Below are 16,004 nucleotides of genomic sequence, written 5' to 3' on the forward strand. Positions count from 1 at the left end.
CTTCCCGACATGCCGACTCCCAGAAACCGAGAGACCCCATGAGCCTGACGTACACGGCCGGTTCGCTGGTCGCCGCCCGCGGCCGCGAGTGGGTGGTGCTGCCCGAGAGCGCCCCCGACATGCTGGTGCTGCGCCCGCTGGGCGGGAGCGAGGACGACGTCGCGGCCGTCTTCCCCTCCTTCGAGGAGGTGCGCCCGGCCGAGTTCGCCGCCCCGAGCCCGGACGACCTGGGCGACCAGCGCGCCGCCGGCCTGCTGCGCACGGCGCTGCGGGTCGGCTTCCGGTCGGGCGCGGGCCCGTTCCGCTCGCTGGCGTCGATCGCGGTGGAGCCGCGCGCCTACCAGCTGGTGCCGCTGCTGATGGCGCTGCGGCAGCGTACCGTGCGGCTGCTGGTCTCCGACGACGTCGGCATCGGCAAGACGGTCGAGGCGGGCCTGATCGCCCGGGAGCTGCTGGCGCAGGGCGAGGCGTCCGGGCTGGCGGTGCTGTGCTCCCCGGCGCTGGCCGAGCAGTGGCAGGGCGAGCTGCGGGAGAAGTTCGGCATCGACGCCGAGCTGGTGCTGGCCTCCACCGTCTCGCGGCTGGAGCGCGGTCTGGAGCTGGGCCAGTCGCTGTTCGACCGGCACCCGTTCACGATCATCTCCACGGACTTCATCAAGTCCGCCCGCCACCGCGAGGACTTCGTCCGCCACTGCCCCGACCTGGTGATCGTGGACGAGGCCCACACCTGCGTGGCCGCCGACGACGGCGCCCACGGCGGCGCGTCCGCCGCCGGCCAGCTCCGTTACGAGCTGCTGCGCAGGGTCTCGGCCGACGCCGACCGCCACCTGCTGCTGCTGACGGCCACCCCGCACTCGGGCAAGGAGTCCGCCTTCCGCAACCTGCTGGGCCTGGTCCGTCCCGAACTGGCCACGCTGGACCTGGAGACGGCGGCCGGGCGGGCGAGGCTGGCCGGGCACTTCGTGGCCCGCAAGCGCGCGGACGTGCGCGACTACCTCACCCGCGAGGACGGCCTGGCCGACGACTCCCTGGCCGAGCGCACCGCCTTCCCCTCCGACCGCCGGACCAAGGACGAGCCCTACCGGCTCACCCCCGCCTACCGGGCGCTGCTGGACGACGCCATCGCCTACGCCCGCGACCGCGTCGAGGCCGCCGGTGAGCAGGGCCGCCGGGAGGCCCGTATCGCCTGGTGGTCGGTGATCGCGCTGCTGCGCTCGATGGTCTCCTCCCCGGCCGCCGCCGCGCAGACGCTGAAGACCCGCTCGGAGTCGGCCGCCGCGCGCACCGCGCACGAGGCGGACGTACTCGGCGCCCCGGTGGCCGCCGACTCCGCCGAGACGGACCGCCTGGAGGGCATGGACGTGGCCCCCGGCGCGGCCGAGTCCGAGGACGCGGGCGCCCGCCTGCTGGAACTGGCCGAGCGCGCGGGTCAGTTGACCGGACCGGCCGAGGACGCCAAGCTCAAGGCCCTCACCCGGCATCTGAAGGGCCTGCTCGCCGACGGCTACCACCCCATCGTCTTCTGCCGCTACATCCCCACCGCCGAGTACCTGGCCGAACAGCTGGAGGGCAAGCTGGGGAAGAGGACGAGGATCGCCGCCGTCACCGGCACCCTCTCCCCGCAGCAGCGCGTCGAGCGCATCGAGCGGCTCGCCGCCGAGGCCGCCGAGGCGGCGGAGGCGGCGCGGTCCGGCGACGACCCGGCCGCGCGCCGGGTGCTGATCGCCACCGACTGCCTGTCCGAGGGCGTCAACCTCCAGCACCACTTCGACGCCGTCGTCCACTACGACCTGGCCTGGAACCCCACCCGCCACGACCAGCGCGAGGGCCGCGTCGACCGCTACGGCCAGCGCCGCGACCAGGTCCGCGTCATCACCATGTACGGCGAGGACAACGGCATCGACGGCAAGGTGCTGGAGGTGCTGTTCGCCAAGCACCGGCAGATAAGGAAGGACCTGGGCATCTCCGTCTCCGTCCCCGACGAGACCGCCTCCGGCGTGACCGACGCCGTGGTGGAGTGGCTGCTGCTGCACGGGCGGCGGGGCAGCCAGGAGAGCCTGTTCGAGATGGACGGCCACCAGGAGTCCTTCGAGCGCGTCGAGCGCGAGTGGAACTCGGCCGCCGAGCGGGAGAGGACCTCCCGGTCCAAGTACGCCCAGCGCGCCATCCACCCCGAGGAGGTGGCCCGCGAGGTCGCCGCCGTACGGGCCGCGCTCGGCAGGGCCGGGGAGGTCCGCGAGTTCGCCCTGGAGGCGCTGCGCGACCTGGACGCGCTGGTCCGTGATCCACGCGACGGCGGCGGCGACTTCACCGCCCAGGTCGGCGGCGCCCCGGCGGGCCTGCGCGACGCGCTCGCCGCGACGCTGGGCGGCCGGCTGGTGGAGGAGGACCGCGAGATCCCCTTCCGCGCCTCCCCCGCGATCGCCCGCGGCGAGGTGGCCCTGGTGCGCACCGATCCGGCGATCGGCGCCCTCGCCTCCTACGTCCTGGACTCCGCCCTGGACACCAACGCCCCCGGCCCCCGCCCGGCCCGCCGCTGCGGCGTGGTCACCACCGACGCGGTCACCGTCCGCACCACGCTGCTGCTGGTGCGCTACCGCTTCCACCTCACCCTGCCCTCCCGCACCGGTGAGCGGCAGCTGGTGGCCGAGGACGCCCGCCTGCTGGCGTACGAGGGCCTGCCGCGGCGCGCCCGCTGGCTGGAGGACGAGGCGGCCACCGCCCTGCTGGACGCCCGCGCCACCGCCAACACCCACGAGCAGCGGGCCCGCAACCAGATCACCCGCGACCTGGAGGCCCTGCCGGAACTGGCCGCCCACCTGGCCGGGTACGGCAGGCGCCTGGCCGCCGAACTCGACGCCTCCCACCGCCGCGTGCGCAAGGCCAGCGAGGAGATCGTGCGCGGCCTGAAGGTCGTGCCCCAGGAGCCCGCCGACGTGCTGGGCGTCTACGTCTACCTGCCGCCCGCCGCACCCGCGTCCGCCCCCGCCGCCGCCTCTACAGCCTCCGGAGCCGAAGCCTGATGTCCGCCGCCGCCACCCGCACCACCCTGGCCTTAACCGCCGTCACCACGGTCGGCGGACTGCTCCCCGCCGACATGCTGCTGCGCATCGCCGAGGCGCGGAACCTGCCGGGCACCCGGCCCGCCGACTACGGCCTGCCGGCCTCGGTGCCCGTGCCCGACGAGGCCGAGCGCGCCTGGGAGTACCTCAAGCCGCTGTGGCGCGAACTGCGCGCCGCCCTCCCCTCCGACCCCATAACGGGCGCGCCCGCCGCCGACCCCACCGGCCGGGCCGGCGCCGACTGGCTCTCCCAGCTCTTCCGCAAGCTGGACTTCGGCGCGCTCACCGGGATCGGCCCGGACGGCGTCGCCGCCGACTCCGACCCCGAGAAGCGCTTCCCCGTCTCCCACCGCCACGGCCCGGCCCTGGTCCACCTCATACCCTGGAACCAGGAGCCGGACAAACGCCCGGCCGCCGGGCAGATCCCGGCGCAGTCCATGCTCCAGGACTGCCTCAACCGCACCGAGGCCCACCTGTGGGCCGTCCTCACCAACGGCCGCCGCCTGCGCCTGCTGCGCGACTCCTCCTCCTTCGCCACCGCCGCCTACGTCGACTTCGACCTGGAGGCGATCTTCGACGGCGAGCTGTTCAGCGAGTTCGTGCTGCTGTACCGCGTGCTGCACGCCTCCCGCTTCGAGGTCCCCGCCGGCGCCGCGCCCTCGGGCTGCTGGCTGGAGAAGTGGCGCACCGAGGCCGTCACCTCCGGAGCCCGCGCCCTGGACCAGCTCCGCCTGGGCGTGCAGAACGCGCTGACGGTGCTGGGCACCGGCTTCCTGCGCCACCCGGAGAACACCGGGCTGCGTGAGGACACCGACCCCAAGGCGCTGCGGGACGCCCTGCTGCGCCTGGTCTACCGCCTGCTGTTCGTCTTCGTCGCCGAGGACCGCGACGCCCTGCTCGACCCGGCCGCCGGTGAGCGGCAGCGGGCGGCGTACGAGCGGTACTTCTCCTCCGCCCGGCTGCGCGAGCGGGCCCGCCGCCGCCAGGGCACGGCCCACGGTGACCAGTACGAGGCGCTGCGCATCGTCCTGGACGCCCTCGGAGCGGAGGGCGGCCGTCCCGAACTGGGCCTGCCGGGCCTGGGCGGCCTGTTCTCCCGCACGAAGGCCGACGCGCCGCTGGACGGCCTGAAGCTGTCCAACGAGTCACTGCTCGCCGCCGTACGCCACCTCGCCCAGGTCCGCGACCCAGGCGCGCGCCGCTGGCGCGCGGTCGACTACCGACACCTGGACGCCGAGGAGCTGGGCTCGGTCTACGAGTCGCTGCTGGAGCTGGAGCCCAAGCACTCCGCCGCGGACCGCACCTTCGAGCTGATCGAGGTCGCGGGCAACAGCCGCAAGACGACCGGCAGTTACTACACCCCGTCCTCCCTCATCGAGTGCCTGCTGGACACGACGCTGGATCCGGTCGTGGACGACGCCGTCAAGCGAGGCGAGCGGCGCGCCGCCGAGGCCGGCCGCCCCGACCCGGCCGAGGACATCGTCGCCGAACTGCTCGCGCTGAAGGTGTGCGACCCGGCTTGCGGCTCCGGGCACTTCCTGGTCGCCTCGGCCCGTCGCATCGCCAAGCACGTGGCCTCGGTGCGCGAGCACAACCCGGAGCCGACACTTGACGCGGTGCGCCACGCCCTGCACGAGGTCGTCGCCCGCTGCGTCTACGGCGTCGATCTCAACCCGATGGCCGTGGAGCTGGCCAAGGTGTCGCTGTGGCTGGAGGCCCTGGAGCCGGGCAAGGCGCTCGGCTTCCTCGACGCCCACGTCAAGCACGGCAACGGCCTGATCGGCGCGACTCCGAAGCTGCTGGCGGACGGGATACCGGATGACGCGTTCAAGCCCATCGAGGGCGACGAGAAGAAGTACGCGGCGGCCCTCGTCAAGCGCAACCGGGCCCAGCGCGCCGGTCAGGACGAGCTGACCTTCGACACGGAGACGCTGCCGGGTAACGACCGCTACGCCGCCGAGCTGACCCGCATCGTCACCGCCCCCGCCGACAAGCTGGAGCAGGTGCGGGCCCAGGAGAACGCCTACCGGACGTATGTGGAGTCCACGTCGTACGTTCAGGATTTACGCGCCGCCGACGCCTGGTGCGCGGCCTTCGTCTGGCCCAAGCGCGAGGGCGCCCCCGAGGCCCCGACCGACCAGGTGTTCCGCGCCCTGCGCAGCCGCGACCAGTCGGCCGTGCCGGACACCACGCACGCCGAGATCCTGCGCCTGCGCGACCAGTACCGCTTCTTCCACTGGCACCTGGAGTTCCCCGAGGTCTTCGCCGTCCCCGAGTCGGGGACCGGCGTCCAGCCGGAGACCGGCTGGGCCGGCGGCTTCGACGCGGTCGTGGGCAACCCGCCGTGGGAGCGGGTCAAGCTCCAGGAGCAGGAGTTCTTCGCCCAGCGCGACCCGCGCATCGCCGAGGCCAAGAACGCGGCGGCCCGTAAGAAGCTCATCGCCGCACTGGCCGACGACCCGGACGGGGCACGCCTGTTCGCCGAGTTCGGCGCCGCCAAGCGCCGTGCGGAGGGCGAGAGTCATTTCCTGCGTATGAGCAACCGCTTCCCGCTGACGGGGCGCGGCGACATCAACACATACGCGGTCTTCGCGGAGACGGACCGTGCGCTCACAGGTCCGCGCGGCCGAACCGGCGTGATCGTTCCGACCGGCATCGCGACGGACGCGACGACGCAGTTCTTCTTCAAGGATCTGGTCATAAAGGGGAACTTGGTCGCGCTCTACGGTTTCGAGAACGAGGAGAAGATCTTCCCCGGCGTTCACCACAGCGTGAACTTCGCCTTGTTCTGCATGGCGGGATCTGGTTCACCCGACTCCCCGATCTCCATCGCCTTCCGGGTCCGCCAGGTGGCGCAGATCGCCGAGCGCGCCTACACCCTGACCGGCCGCGACATCCAGCTTCTCAACCCGAACACCGGCACGTGCCCTGTCTTCCGCAGCCGCCGCGACGCCGAGATCACCCTGGGCATCTATCGCCGTGTCCCGGTACTGCTCGAAGAAGCGAAGGGGGAAGCGGGCAATCCGTGGAGAGTCTCCTTCACGCGCATGTTCGACATGTCCAACGACTCCCACCTCTTCCGCCCCGACGCCCAGAACGGGGAAACCTTCGACGACCTCCTGAAGGAAGGCTGGGAACTGCACGGCAACGTGCTGGTACGCGGAAAGGAGCGCCTGCTGCCGCTCTACGAGGCGAAGATGCTCCACCACTACGACCACCGCTTCTCCACCTACGAGGGCGCCACGGAGAAGCAACTCGCGGTGGGCATGCTGCCCCGCCTCAGCCTCGATCAGCATCAAGACCCGGCCACCACACCACTACCTCGCTATTGGGTTCCCGAACAGGACACCCCTAACGGCAAGTCCGACAAGCAGGGCAGGGAGCAAAAAGATCCCGGCATCACTTCGCGTCTGACGGAGAAGGGTTGGAATCGCGATTGGATCATCGGGTTCCGTAAGATCTGTCGAGCATCGGATGAACGAACTCTAATTTCTTTCGTTTTCCCAAAGGGTGGCCTCGGCGATTCCGGCAACATCATGTTGCCAAATCACCCTGCCCCACCATTCACCCTTTACGCTAATTCGATCAGCATCGCACTGGACTATATCCTCCGCCAGAAAATGGGTGGAACGAACCTAAATTTTTTTCAGTTCGCGCAACTTCCCTTCCTCGCTTCTTCCATCACCGAAGCACACGCATCATTCATCCATCCTCGCGTCCTCGAACTCACCTACACTGCACACAATATGACCCCTTTCGCCCGCGATCTCGGCGATACTGGCGCGCCGTTCCGCTGGAATGAGGACCGCCGTGCCGTGATTCGCGCCGAACTGGACGCTCTCTTCTTCCACCTGTACGGGATCAATCGCGACGATGCCGCGTACATCCTCGACACCTTCAACGTCACGCGCGACAACGACATCAAGGCGCACGGCGAGTACCGCACCAAGCGGCTGATCCTCGCCGAGTACGACCGGATGGCTGTCGCCGGGCTGACGCTGGAGAACCCGCTCACCGAGGGCGAGTCCGGCACGTACCGCTCCACCCTCACTCCGCCACCCGGCCAGGGATCCCGACACGGTTGATCCGCCGCTCCTGGGTGGCTGCGAGCGCGGCCACCCAGAGACGGCTGGACCTCACGCAAGGAACAGCACCACGTGGTACGCAGAAGGCCAGAGCAGCAATCCGCGCTCACCCGTCGTCCTGACTTCAGGCGCGGGCTGGGTTGCCCGTGCGGCGTCCCAGCGGCGCGGCAGCGGAGCCGAGTCCCCCATGCCCCGGCGGCAATCCGCGAAGATCAAAGTCTTGCGGCAGACCATCGAGGTGTTCCGCACGGCGATCAACAGGAAGCGCTGGCCGCAGGCGCGTTACGCGCTCAGTCGGGCGCGGGCCCTCGTCAACGCCCTTCCCGCCAACCTGACCGCTCAGGAACGCGAACAGCTCTCGCAGCTCCGCAAGAAATACGCGGCGCGCGACACGCCAACCGCGAGGAGCGGCAAAAAGCCGCAGCAGAAGTCCACCGCACGCACGGGTGGCAAGAAGTCGGCCGCGAAGACCGCTGCGAAGAAGGTCACGGCGAAGGCCGCGCAGGTTCCGAAGCCCGCGCCCGTCCGCGACCTCGGCGATCGTTTCATAGACCGCACGAAACTCGGCTACGTTTCGACTGACAGGAAGCTCGGCAACAGTAAAGACCGTTCAGCATGAACTGCTGCCGTTCTGACAAGAGACGCATGAGGAAAGATCACACAGACGCAACACTCCCCTTGGCGTGATGCTCCTCCCCCTCTGGAGAACGAGCACGCCGAGCGTGCCACCAACTCCAGCCGGTGTGACTGACCAGCGCCAACGCGACAACACCTGCGGCGAACCGGATCACGCTCCAAGTCACTCCGGCGACCGGGCCTTGCCCATCCGCCTCCACAGCCAACCGCATGGAGGTTTCGAGAAAAGCTGCAAGCGGAACGATCAATCGGAAAGGAAGGCCACGAACACCCGATGCTCGCGCCAGATTGCCCATAATCCCCACGGGAGCCCCAAGAGCAAAGGCCGCCATCCCCCATGCGAGAATCCTGGAGAGAAGCCCTTCACTGGAGGCACCAGATTCCAGCCCGGCCGGAACAGCGGGATTCATATATTTGAATAGATAGTACGCAACCACACCGGTGAACAACCCCAGAGATGACATCAGGGATGAATCAATCTTGGATTTATGAAAGTACCCCACCAAGAATGCGTAGCAGACCCACGACCACCCGCCGGAAAATATAAGACTCACAGAAGCAAAATTATCCCATTTTCCGGAAAGCGGGCCTAACAGTCCGAGCAACAAGCCCGCGCCGAGGGATGCTGCGATCGACGCAATGCGAGTACGTGAATGTTCTATGATTCCTCTCCCCTGCCCCAGGATCCTAACCTCGGCCTTTCATGAGGATTCCAGGGGAATCCGGCCGTGTTGACCCGACTGTCTGACGGCCCTCTGCACTCCTCCGGCCGGGAAACCCGGACATACACATGGCGGGGAGGAGCGCGATTGAGAGCTTCGCGTTCGGGCGCTGGAACTGCTGCTGACTGACAGAGTCCGAAAAGACAGCCGTCCGCCGCGCCGGGTGCCGGCGCGGCGGACGGCGCAGCCGAAGTCGGTCAGCGCTCCGACGCGAAGCGCACGAACCGGGTCCAGCCCTCGCGGCCGATCTTGAAGGCGGGGCGGGCCAGGTCCTTGGAGTCCCGCACGTGGACCGCCTGTTCGGCGACCGCGACCTCCACGCAGTCGTCGCCCTGGGTGCCGCTGTAGCTGGACTTGAACCAGTCGAGTTCCGTCGTCTTCACAGCTCTCCTCGCAGTCGCTCCAGCAGGTCCCGGGATTCCTTGGGGTTGAGGGCCTGCGAGCGCAGTGTTTCATAGCGCTGGCAGAGCAGTCGCATCTCTTTTCGGTCCGAGATCAGCCGTCCGTTCTGCTGCCCCTCGGAGTACCCGAGCCACCGCCCTTCCGGGGTCTCCAGGATGCGAGTCGGCCCGTCCAGGCATGCGTGGAACTCCAGCCACAGCGGCACGACCTGGAACGTCACGTTGCGCGGTGCGGTGAGTTCGAGCACGTGGTCCAGCATGCTCGCCTGCACCTGCGGTCCGCCCAGCCCGCGCCGGAGGACCGCCTCCTCAACGATGAAGCTGAACGGCACGGTCGGCCGTTCCCTCATCATGCGCTGTCGGTCCATTCGCGCGGTGACCTGAGCTTCCGCCTGCTCGTCGGTCAGCAGCGGGATGCTGTTGTCGAACACAGCCCGCGCGTACGCCTCCGACTGCAACAGCCCCGGCACCAGCCGGCACTCGTAGGTGGACAGGCTCACCGCCTTCCGTTCCAGCCGTGCCCACTGACGGAACCACGCGGCGAGCCCTACCTCACCCCGCGTCAGGTGGCGGGCGGCCTTGCGCAGGGCGCCGGTGTTGCCGAGGGCGAGTTCCGCGCGTTCCACGAACGCCCGGTCCGGCATCCGGCGGCCCAGCTCCACCGAGGCCACGGTGTGCTTGGAGTACCGCACCCAGGTGCCGAGTTCGGCGCGGCTGAGGCCTGCGTGCTCGCGCAGTGCCTGCACGACCGCGCCGAAGGTGCGCATGCTGTCCGAGGGGTGCGGCTCCCGGTCCCACTCCCGTTCCGGACCCGACCGCTCCTCGTCGCCCGCGGCCTCCCGCGCGGCCTCGTCACCCTCACCGGCTCCCGCTCCGGCCTCGCCGTCTGCCTCCTCCCCGGCTTCGACTTCGAACCCGGCCTCGACCCCGACCCCGACCCTGTCGACGTTGTCCATCCGCCGCCCTCTCCGCTTGCTCCGTGCTGCGTGCCCAGGCCGCGACGACTACCGAAAGTGTCAGCGACCTACACTCAGCGTGACCGAACACATCCCGCACCGTCCACCCCGCGTGCTCGTACGCTCACCCCGCGTACGTGATCCCGCGCTCGTTCACGCCCCCCGCGCGCCCCCAACACGGTTGATGCGCCGGTCCCCCGGTAGCCACAGGCGCGTTACGCACCCGGTCGGGCGCGGGCCCCGTCGGCGTCCTTCCCGTCGAACCGGCCGCTCGGGAACGCGAACAGCTCTCGCGGCTCGGCAAGAAGTACACGGTGCGTGACACGCGGGCCGGGTGGTCCGGACGCGGGCCCCCTCCGGGCCACCCGGCCCTCTGGTCCGAGCAGCGCCCTCCGGCGCGACAGCCCGTCCCCGATCAGGCTGTGGACGGGACTGTCGAACGAGCGGCTCTGTCTCATTTCCGACGATGACGGAACACAGGAGCTGGGCGGCACCGCTTGTGGAGAGCCCGGTCGGCGCTCCGGCCTCGACAACGGCCGGGGCGTCACCCGCACCGTCCGCCACCGCCGCCCCGGTCACTGCCGCGACTTCCATCCGGGCGCGGACGACTGCCGACGACCGGGTCGGTCGGCCGCCGGACCGAACGGTGCCCCTTCCGATCCGAGGAAAGGCCGTGATCCCCGCGAACCGCCGGAACCGGATGCCGTTACACCTCTACGACGGCCGGGCACAAGGCGGCGTTCACCCATACGGGGGAATCGATACCACGCGTAATCCGTCAAGTGTCCGGCGAGGATAGGTTCCCGGTTCATGAGAACAAGTTCCCGCGCACGATGCGCAGTTCTGACCATCGCCGCCCTCGCAGCCGCCGGAGGGCTGATGCCCGTCGCGGCGTACGCGTCTGACGATGCCGAGGCGAGGAAGAGGCTCGTCGCGTGCGTCAACAAGGAGATCGTCAAAGAAAATTCGGAGTGGAAGCTGCCTGCGTCCGACCTGAAGAAGTTCACCGATATCATCGATCGCGAGATCATGGAGGAACCTCGGGTGCCGAAGACCCCGGAGGAGCAGAGGAGGGTCCTCCGCGAGATCGAGGACGCGACCCGCAAGAAGATCCCCAACCTCGACGCGGAGACGGTCGACGAGATGCTCCAGACCCTCCAGGAGAGAGGCCAGCACTGCGTCTCGGAGCTGGGCGAGTGACGCACGGCTCCGACGACGACCAGTGATGACACGCCGACCAGTCGTCCGTCTCCGCGGTCGCGGCCGGGCCCACCGCCTCGGCTCCGAGAGCCGAGTCCCGGGAAACCTGAGAGGCCGACTGGTCGGCGGTCCGCCCACGCGCCCCGCCGCCCAGGGGGGCGGACACGCCTCCGTACCCTCCGGCCGGAGCGCTCGTACACGACCCCCGCGTACACGGCTGCATACTCGCTCGCGCCCCCGTGCGACCCCCACTGTGGCCCGCATGAATCGAGCGACACCACTGGCCGGAGAGGCCCTCGCCACCTTCACACAGCTTCTGTCGTCCACGCGTCGCGGAGCCCGTCTGGCCCGGCTCCTGACCGTGACCGAGATGCTCTCCTGGGAAGTGCCGCGGGACCTCGCCGAGCGCGTCGAACTCGTCGTCGCGGAGCTGGCCGCCAACGCCGTTCTCCACGGGCACGTGCCCGGCCGCTGCTTCCGCCTGTCGCTCACCTACGACCGGGCGGCCGGCCGCCTGACCGTCGAGGTGACCGACGCGCGCGGGGAGTCCAGGCCGCGCCCTCCCGCGCCGGACGCCGACTCCGGGCCGCTCCGTGCCGGCGGGCACGGCCTCGCCCTCGTCACCGCCCTCACCGACCACTGGGACTGTGTCCCCCACCCGCCCGGCGGCAAGACCGTCCGCGCGGTCCTCACCACCCCGCCCGCCGGGGCGTGAGGAGCGGCGCGGCGGCCGGGGCGGTGCGGGGCAGCTCGGGGAAGGCCGCCTCCCAGACCTCGCGGATGTAGGGGCTGACCAGGCGGCGCAGGACAGGCCACTGCTCGGCGAGCAGCCGGTGATGGAGGAACCTCTCCAGGTCCTCGCGCCGGCCCTCGGCGAGGACGGTCCGGTAGAGCGTCATGCGGGACTTCGGACGGTCCAGGCTGTAGCTCGTACGCCCGGACCAGGCGATGTGGAGCGGCAGCTCGACAGTCCCGTCGGCAGGGCCGGTCAGCTCCCGCAGACGCTGCGGCAGCCGGTTGCGGTAGCGGTCCCGCAGCACCTCGGCGCGTGGAGGGGTGGTCATCGAGTCCATACGTCCAATATCACTGTTGGCCGGCGGCGGCACGACGGATACGGGGGCTCTGGTGCGCTCCGCACCGGCGGGCACGGCCTCACCCTCGTCACCGCCCTCGCCGACCGCTGGGAGGCCGTCCCCCGCTCGCCCGGCGGCAAGACCGTCCGCGCGGTCCTCACCACCCCGGTCGCGGAGACCTGAGCCGAGCGCCCAGGGCCACCCGGGGAGTCAGAAGCCCGGCAGCAGCTCCACCAGTCGCGCCACCCGCTGCCAGCCGCCCGTCAGCATGCCGCCGAGCAGCAGGCCCGCCGCCCCGGCCCACGGGAGGAAGTCATCCGGCAGACCCGCCGCCTGACCGCCCAGCCATGCCCCCAGGGCCCCGCAGAACGCGGCGGCGATCACGGCCGCCATCAGAGCCGACTCCCGCAGCGCCCGGCGGGTCAGCGTCACCGGTTCCGCGTCCGCGAGATCCGCCTCGGGCAGCAACCGGCCGACCCGGCCCTCGGTGTACCGCTCGCAGACCACCACCAGCTTTTCCGCGAGGTCCCGCAGTGCGTCCCGCGGTTCGGCGTCCACCCGGCACAGGTCCCGGCGCAGCGCGCCCGCCACCCGCTCGGCGTGCTGCCGGGCGGCGGCCCGCCGCGGCGAGGAGCCGCCCATCGTGCCGCGGGTCCGATGGGCGTGCAGCACACGGGGCTCGGTCCGGCGGTACAGGTCGTCGACCTCCCGGAGACGTTCGGCCCGCTCGGCGTCCGGCGCCTCCAGAGCGCGGACGCAGGCGAGCACCGTGGCCACGCCCACGTGGACCAGCTCGTCGCGCCGTCCGGTCCGGTCCAGCCTGTTCACCAGCCACATACTCGCCACGGTCATGGACAGGCAGACGACCGCGGACGAGGCCAGAGCGCCGCCCATGGCGACCGTTTGCGAAGCCCCCCGGAGTGCGGAGCCCACGGCGGCAGCCGAGAAGAGCCCGCCGGAAAAGGCGAGCGACAGGAGGAGGATGCCGACGATCTCGCCCCGCAGAGAGCTCACCTTCCCCTCACCGATCAGTGCACGGGTGCGGGGCGCATCCTGCGGTGTGCGGGACAGACTGCCCAGCGCCGCGTCGTAGGCGTCCCGCGTCACCACGGCGTCCGTGGCCCGCCGCCGGTCCTCCCGTTCCCGTAAACGCTGGTAGTACCACTCCTCCACGGTCCCTCCCGCCCGATCGGTTTCTCTCCTGCGGCCCCGCCCGGCCGTCACGATATCCGGCCCAGCCCCGCACGTCCCGGCGTCGCCGTCGTGGTCGCGGGGTCCGGCCGGCGGCGCCGAATCCCGGGGCGCCCCCTCACATCGCCATCTTTCTTGACTGTGTCAACAGGTAGGGTGTGAGGCGTTCGCTCAGGTGCCGCCCCACCCGGAGGGTCCTCCCATGCCGCAGCCCGAACGCCTCCCCGGCGCGCCCGAGTTCCGCATCAGGCTCCCCGGGGGCGGCGGTGAGGCGCGCGGGTGTCTGCTCACCGAGTTCGGCAACAACGGCACGAACAAGTTCCTTCTGTTAGAGGGGTCGGCGGTGGCCTCCGGGGCGTCTCCCGGGCTCGGCGACCACGCGCGCCGCCTGCGCGACGGACTGCGCGCGGGCGGCGGGCTCGTCGACGCGCCCGCCGACCCCGGCCGGCCGCAGGGGCCGCCGTACTGGGTGGCGGCCCGGGACATCGAGTGCAACTCCTCCTCGGCCGCCGCCGCGCTGGTGTACGGCTACAGCGCCTCCGGCCCGGAGTCCTGGCGCACCGACGAGGGCCATCCGCTGGCCGACTACCTGTCCACCGCCTGGCGCGCCCCGCGCAAGGCGTGGCTGGTGCGCGGCGCCAACGTCTCGGGGCACAACCTGGTGCGCCGGCTGTGGCGGGCGGAGGGGATCGTCTCGCTCTCGGGCGCGCACCTGCCGCCGCTGGAGGAGAGCGACCCGACCAGGAGCGCGCTGCGCCGCTTCGTCGAGGAGGGGTACGAGGGGGCCGCCTCGTACCACCAGAAGCGGGGCATGGTCGACGAGTTGCACGCCTTCCTGACGCAGATGCGTATCGGCGACACGGTCGCCACCTTCGACGACGACCGGCTGTACACCGGGCGGATCACCGGGGAGGCCGTGCAGACCGCCTCCCCGGACGGACTGTCCAACCTGCGCCGCACCGTCGACTGGCGGGCGCACGGCCACCCGTACGAGGAGCTGCCGGGGGAGGTGCGGCAGAGGCTGTCCGTGCAGCACGACGTCGTCGATCTGACCGGCGTCCTGGAGGTGCTGGACGGGCTGGACGGGGTGGACGGGTCCGCCGGGCGGGCCAGTGGCGCGGAGCCGGCGGCGGCCGGGGGCACCGGCGAGCGGCCGGCGCAGCGGGAGCTGACGCTGCCACAGGTCACCGGGGAGCTGGCCGCCGCCCTCCTCGTCCACGACCGGGCCTGGCTGGAGGAGATACGCGAACTGCTGCTGGACGAGAAGCAGTTGGTTTTCCACGGCCCGCCGGGAACGGGCAAGACGTATCTGGCGACGAGGCTGGCCGAGCACTTCGGCGGCGGGCCGGAGCAGGTCAAGATCGTGCAGTTCCACCCCTCCTACGCCTACGAGGACTTCTTCGAGGGCTTCCGGCCCGTGGCCGACCCCGAGACGCGGGAGGTCGCCTTCCGGCTGACGGCCGGCCCGCTGCGGGAGCTGGCCGACCTCGCCTCCCGCGAGGGCAGCCGGCACATCCCGCACTTTCTGATCATCGACGAGATCAACCGCGCCAACCTGGCGAAGGTCTTCGGCGAGCTGTACTTCCTCCTGGAGTACCGCGACCGGTCCGTGCGGCTGACCTACTCCGGCGACGACTTCGCGCTGCCGCCCAACCTCTTCGTGATCGGCACGATGAACACCGCCGACCGCTCCATCGCGCTGGTGGACGCGGCGATGCGGCGCCGCTTCGCGTTCGTGGAGCTGTCCCCGCGCACCGAGCCGGCCGCCGGGCTGCTCGCGCGCTGGCTGGAGCGCGAGGGCCGGGAGGCGGAGCCCGCCCGCCTGCTGGACGCCCTCAACTCCCTCATCGACGAACCCGACTTCGCCATCGGGCCCTCGTACCTGATGAGGCCGGGGGTGTACCGCGACGGCGGGCTGGAGCGGACCTGGCGCACGAGGATCCTGCCGCTGCTGGAGGAGCACCACTACGGCGAGGGTCTCGACGTCGCCGCCCGCTACGGTCTCGACGCGCTGCGCGGGCAGCGTCCGTGACCGGGCCCGCGCCCGTGCGGGGAGCGGTGCGCGAGGTGGAGCTGCGCGAGTACGGGCCCGCCGTCTCCGTCTGCCTGGACGCGTCGGCGGGGCGTGCGCTGGCCGCCTCCGGCATCCTGCGCAGCGCGGCCCCCGACCCGGGCCGGGACGGGCACTGGCTGCTGCGGGCGGGCAGCCGGGTCGGCGCCGTACGCGTCCCCGGGGGCGGACCGGTTCTGCGGATCGTCCCCAAGACGCCGGTGCGCCGGCTGTTCTTCCTGCTCGGCTTCAGCCTCGACCCGGAGCGCGCCTGGCGCGACGGCCGGGAGGGCACCGTCGACACCGGCGCGTACGAGGACGTCGTCCCCGCGCTCGCGTACGCCGTGGAGCGGCAGATGGACGCGGCGCTGCGGCGCGGGGTCCTCCGGGGCTACCGGGAGGTGGAGGAGTCCGCGCCGGTGGTGCGCGGGCGGATACGTGAGGCCGAGCAGATCCGGCGGCACTTCGGCCGCACCCCGCCCGTGGAGATCGCCTACGACGCGTACACCGAGGACACCGCCGAGAACCGCCTGCTGCGCGCCGCCGCCGAGCTGCTGCTGCGGCTGCCGGGGGTGCCCGGGTCCGTGCGGCGGCGCCTGGCCCGCCAGCGTCTGCGCCTGGCGGGCGC

General features: G+C 71.2%; 12 protein-coding genes. 7 read left to right on the plus strand and 5 right to left on the minus strand.

Features of this window, described 5'->3' with window-relative positions:
* Nucleotides 1-38: 38 nt before the first annotated feature.
* The 3 genes from AC2CJA_RS01020 to AC2CJA_RS01030 all read left to right on the plus strand — a co-directional run bounded on the left by AC2CJA_RS01020 (nucleotide 39) and on the right by AC2CJA_RS01030 (nucleotide 7,766).
* Entirely contained in the window at nucleotides 39-3,023 is a 2,985-nt protein-coding gene (locus tag AC2CJA_RS01020; RefSeq protein ID WP_484600712.1) for a helicase-related protein, read from the plus strand.
* Nucleotides 3,023-7,147: an Eco57I restriction-modification methylase domain-containing protein gene (locus AC2CJA_RS01025; RefSeq protein ID WP_484600713.1), complete on the plus strand. Its 4,125-nt coding sequence runs from the start codon at nucleotides 3,023-3,025 to the stop codon at nucleotides 7,145-7,147. Before AC2CJA_RS01020 ends, AC2CJA_RS01025 begins: the two co-directional genes overlap by 1 nt.
* A gap of 220 nt (nucleotides 7,148-7,367) precedes the next feature.
* Nucleotides 7,368-7,766 carry a hypothetical protein gene (locus tag AC2CJA_RS01030; RefSeq protein ID WP_484600714.1) on the plus strand — a complete coding sequence of 133 codons (399 nt, stop codon included), beginning with the start codon at nucleotides 7,368-7,370 and terminating at the stop codon, nucleotides 7,764-7,766.
* A gap of 37 nt (nucleotides 7,767-7,803) precedes the next feature.
* Here AC2CJA_RS01030 and AC2CJA_RS01035 read toward each other — a convergent pair whose 3' ends face one another.
* The 3 genes from AC2CJA_RS01035 to AC2CJA_RS01045 all read right to left on the minus strand — a co-directional run bounded on the left by AC2CJA_RS01035 (nucleotide 7,804) and on the right by AC2CJA_RS01045 (nucleotide 9,862).
* The gene (locus AC2CJA_RS01035) at nucleotides 7,804-8,391 is read right to left on the minus strand and encodes a hypothetical protein (RefSeq protein ID WP_484600715.1); all 588 of its coding nucleotides are present in this window, start codon (nucleotides 8,389-8,391) and stop codon (nucleotides 7,804-7,806) included.
* Nucleotides 8,392-8,702: 311 nt separating this feature from the next.
* Nucleotides 8,703-8,888 (minus strand): DUF397 domain-containing protein, encoded by a 186-nt coding sequence (locus AC2CJA_RS01040; protein ID WP_484600716.1) that lies wholly within the window; start codon nucleotides 8,886-8,888, stop codon nucleotides 8,703-8,705.
* Nucleotides 8,885-9,862, minus strand: a complete 978-nt coding sequence (locus AC2CJA_RS01045; RefSeq protein ID WP_484600717.1) for a helix-turn-helix domain-containing protein — start codon at nucleotides 9,860-9,862, stop codon at nucleotides 8,885-8,887. The genes AC2CJA_RS01040 and AC2CJA_RS01045 overlap by 4 nt, the downstream gene beginning before the upstream one ends.
* Nucleotides 9,863-10,672: 810 nt before the next feature.
* Here AC2CJA_RS01045 and AC2CJA_RS01050 point away from each other — a divergent pair.
* Complete coding sequence (locus tag AC2CJA_RS01050; protein WP_484600718.1) at nucleotides 10,673-11,062, plus strand: hypothetical protein; 390 nt, start codon at nucleotides 10,673-10,675, stop codon at nucleotides 11,060-11,062.
* A gap of 262 nt (nucleotides 11,063-11,324) precedes the next feature.
* Nucleotides 11,325-11,777 (plus strand): ATP-binding protein, encoded by a 453-nt coding sequence (locus AC2CJA_RS01055; protein ID WP_484600719.1) that lies wholly within the window; start codon nucleotides 11,325-11,327, stop codon nucleotides 11,775-11,777.
* On the opposite strand, the gene AC2CJA_RS01060 is transcribed toward AC2CJA_RS01055, so the two are convergent.
* Together AC2CJA_RS01060 and AC2CJA_RS01065 are read right to left on the minus strand one after the other, a co-directional pair.
* Complete coding sequence (locus tag AC2CJA_RS01060; RefSeq protein ID WP_484600720.1) at nucleotides 11,752-12,135, minus strand: hypothetical protein; 384 nt, start codon at nucleotides 12,133-12,135, stop codon at nucleotides 11,752-11,754. The two genes, AC2CJA_RS01055 and AC2CJA_RS01060, sit on opposite strands and share 26 nt — an antisense overlap.
* Before the next feature lie 210 nt (nucleotides 12,136-12,345).
* Entirely contained in the window at nucleotides 12,346-13,308 is a 963-nt protein-coding gene (locus tag AC2CJA_RS01065) for a hypothetical protein (protein ID WP_484600721.1), read from the minus strand.
* A gap of 220 nt (nucleotides 13,309-13,528) precedes the next feature.
* Between AC2CJA_RS01065 and AC2CJA_RS01070 the strand changes: the two genes are divergently transcribed.
* Together AC2CJA_RS01070 and AC2CJA_RS01075 are read left to right on the plus strand one after the other, a co-directional pair.
* Nucleotides 13,529-15,358 (plus strand): DUF4357 domain-containing protein, encoded by a 1,830-nt coding sequence (locus AC2CJA_RS01070; RefSeq protein WP_484600722.1) that lies wholly within the window; start codon nucleotides 13,529-13,531, stop codon nucleotides 15,356-15,358.
* Nucleotides 15,359-15,384: 26 nt separating this feature from the next.
* A partial coding sequence (locus AC2CJA_RS01075) for a 5-methylcytosine restriction system specificity protein McrC (RefSeq protein ID WP_484600723.1) occupies nucleotides 15,385-16,004 on the plus strand: 620 nt, incomplete at its 3' end.

It is taken from the genome of Streptomyces sp. ATLC9 (genome assembly GCF_057196705.1).

Coding starts and splice junctions, on each gene's coding strand:
- AC2CJA_RS01020 (WP_484600712.1), top strand. CDS start 39: ATGAGCCTGACGTACACGGCCGGTTCGCTGGTCGCCGCCCGCGGCCGC.
- AC2CJA_RS01025 (WP_484600713.1), top strand. CDS start 3,023: ATGTCCGCCGCCGCCACCCGCACCACCCTGGCCTTAACCGCCGTCACC.
- AC2CJA_RS01045 (WP_484600717.1), bottom strand. CDS start 9,862: ATGGACAACGTCGACAGGGTCGGGGTCGGGGTCGAGGCCGGGTTCGAA.
- AC2CJA_RS01050 (WP_484600718.1), top strand. CDS start 10,673: ATGAGAACAAGTTCCCGCGCACGATGCGCAGTTCTGACCATCGCCGCC.
- AC2CJA_RS01055 (WP_484600719.1), top strand. CDS start 11,325: ATGAATCGAGCGACACCACTGGCCGGAGAGGCCCTCGCCACCTTCACA.
- AC2CJA_RS01060 (WP_484600720.1), bottom strand. CDS start 12,135: ATGGACTCGATGACCACCCCTCCACGCGCCGAGGTGCTGCGGGACCGC.
- AC2CJA_RS01070 (WP_484600722.1), top strand. CDS start 13,529: ATGCCGCAGCCCGAACGCCTCCCCGGCGCGCCCGAGTTCCGCATCAGG.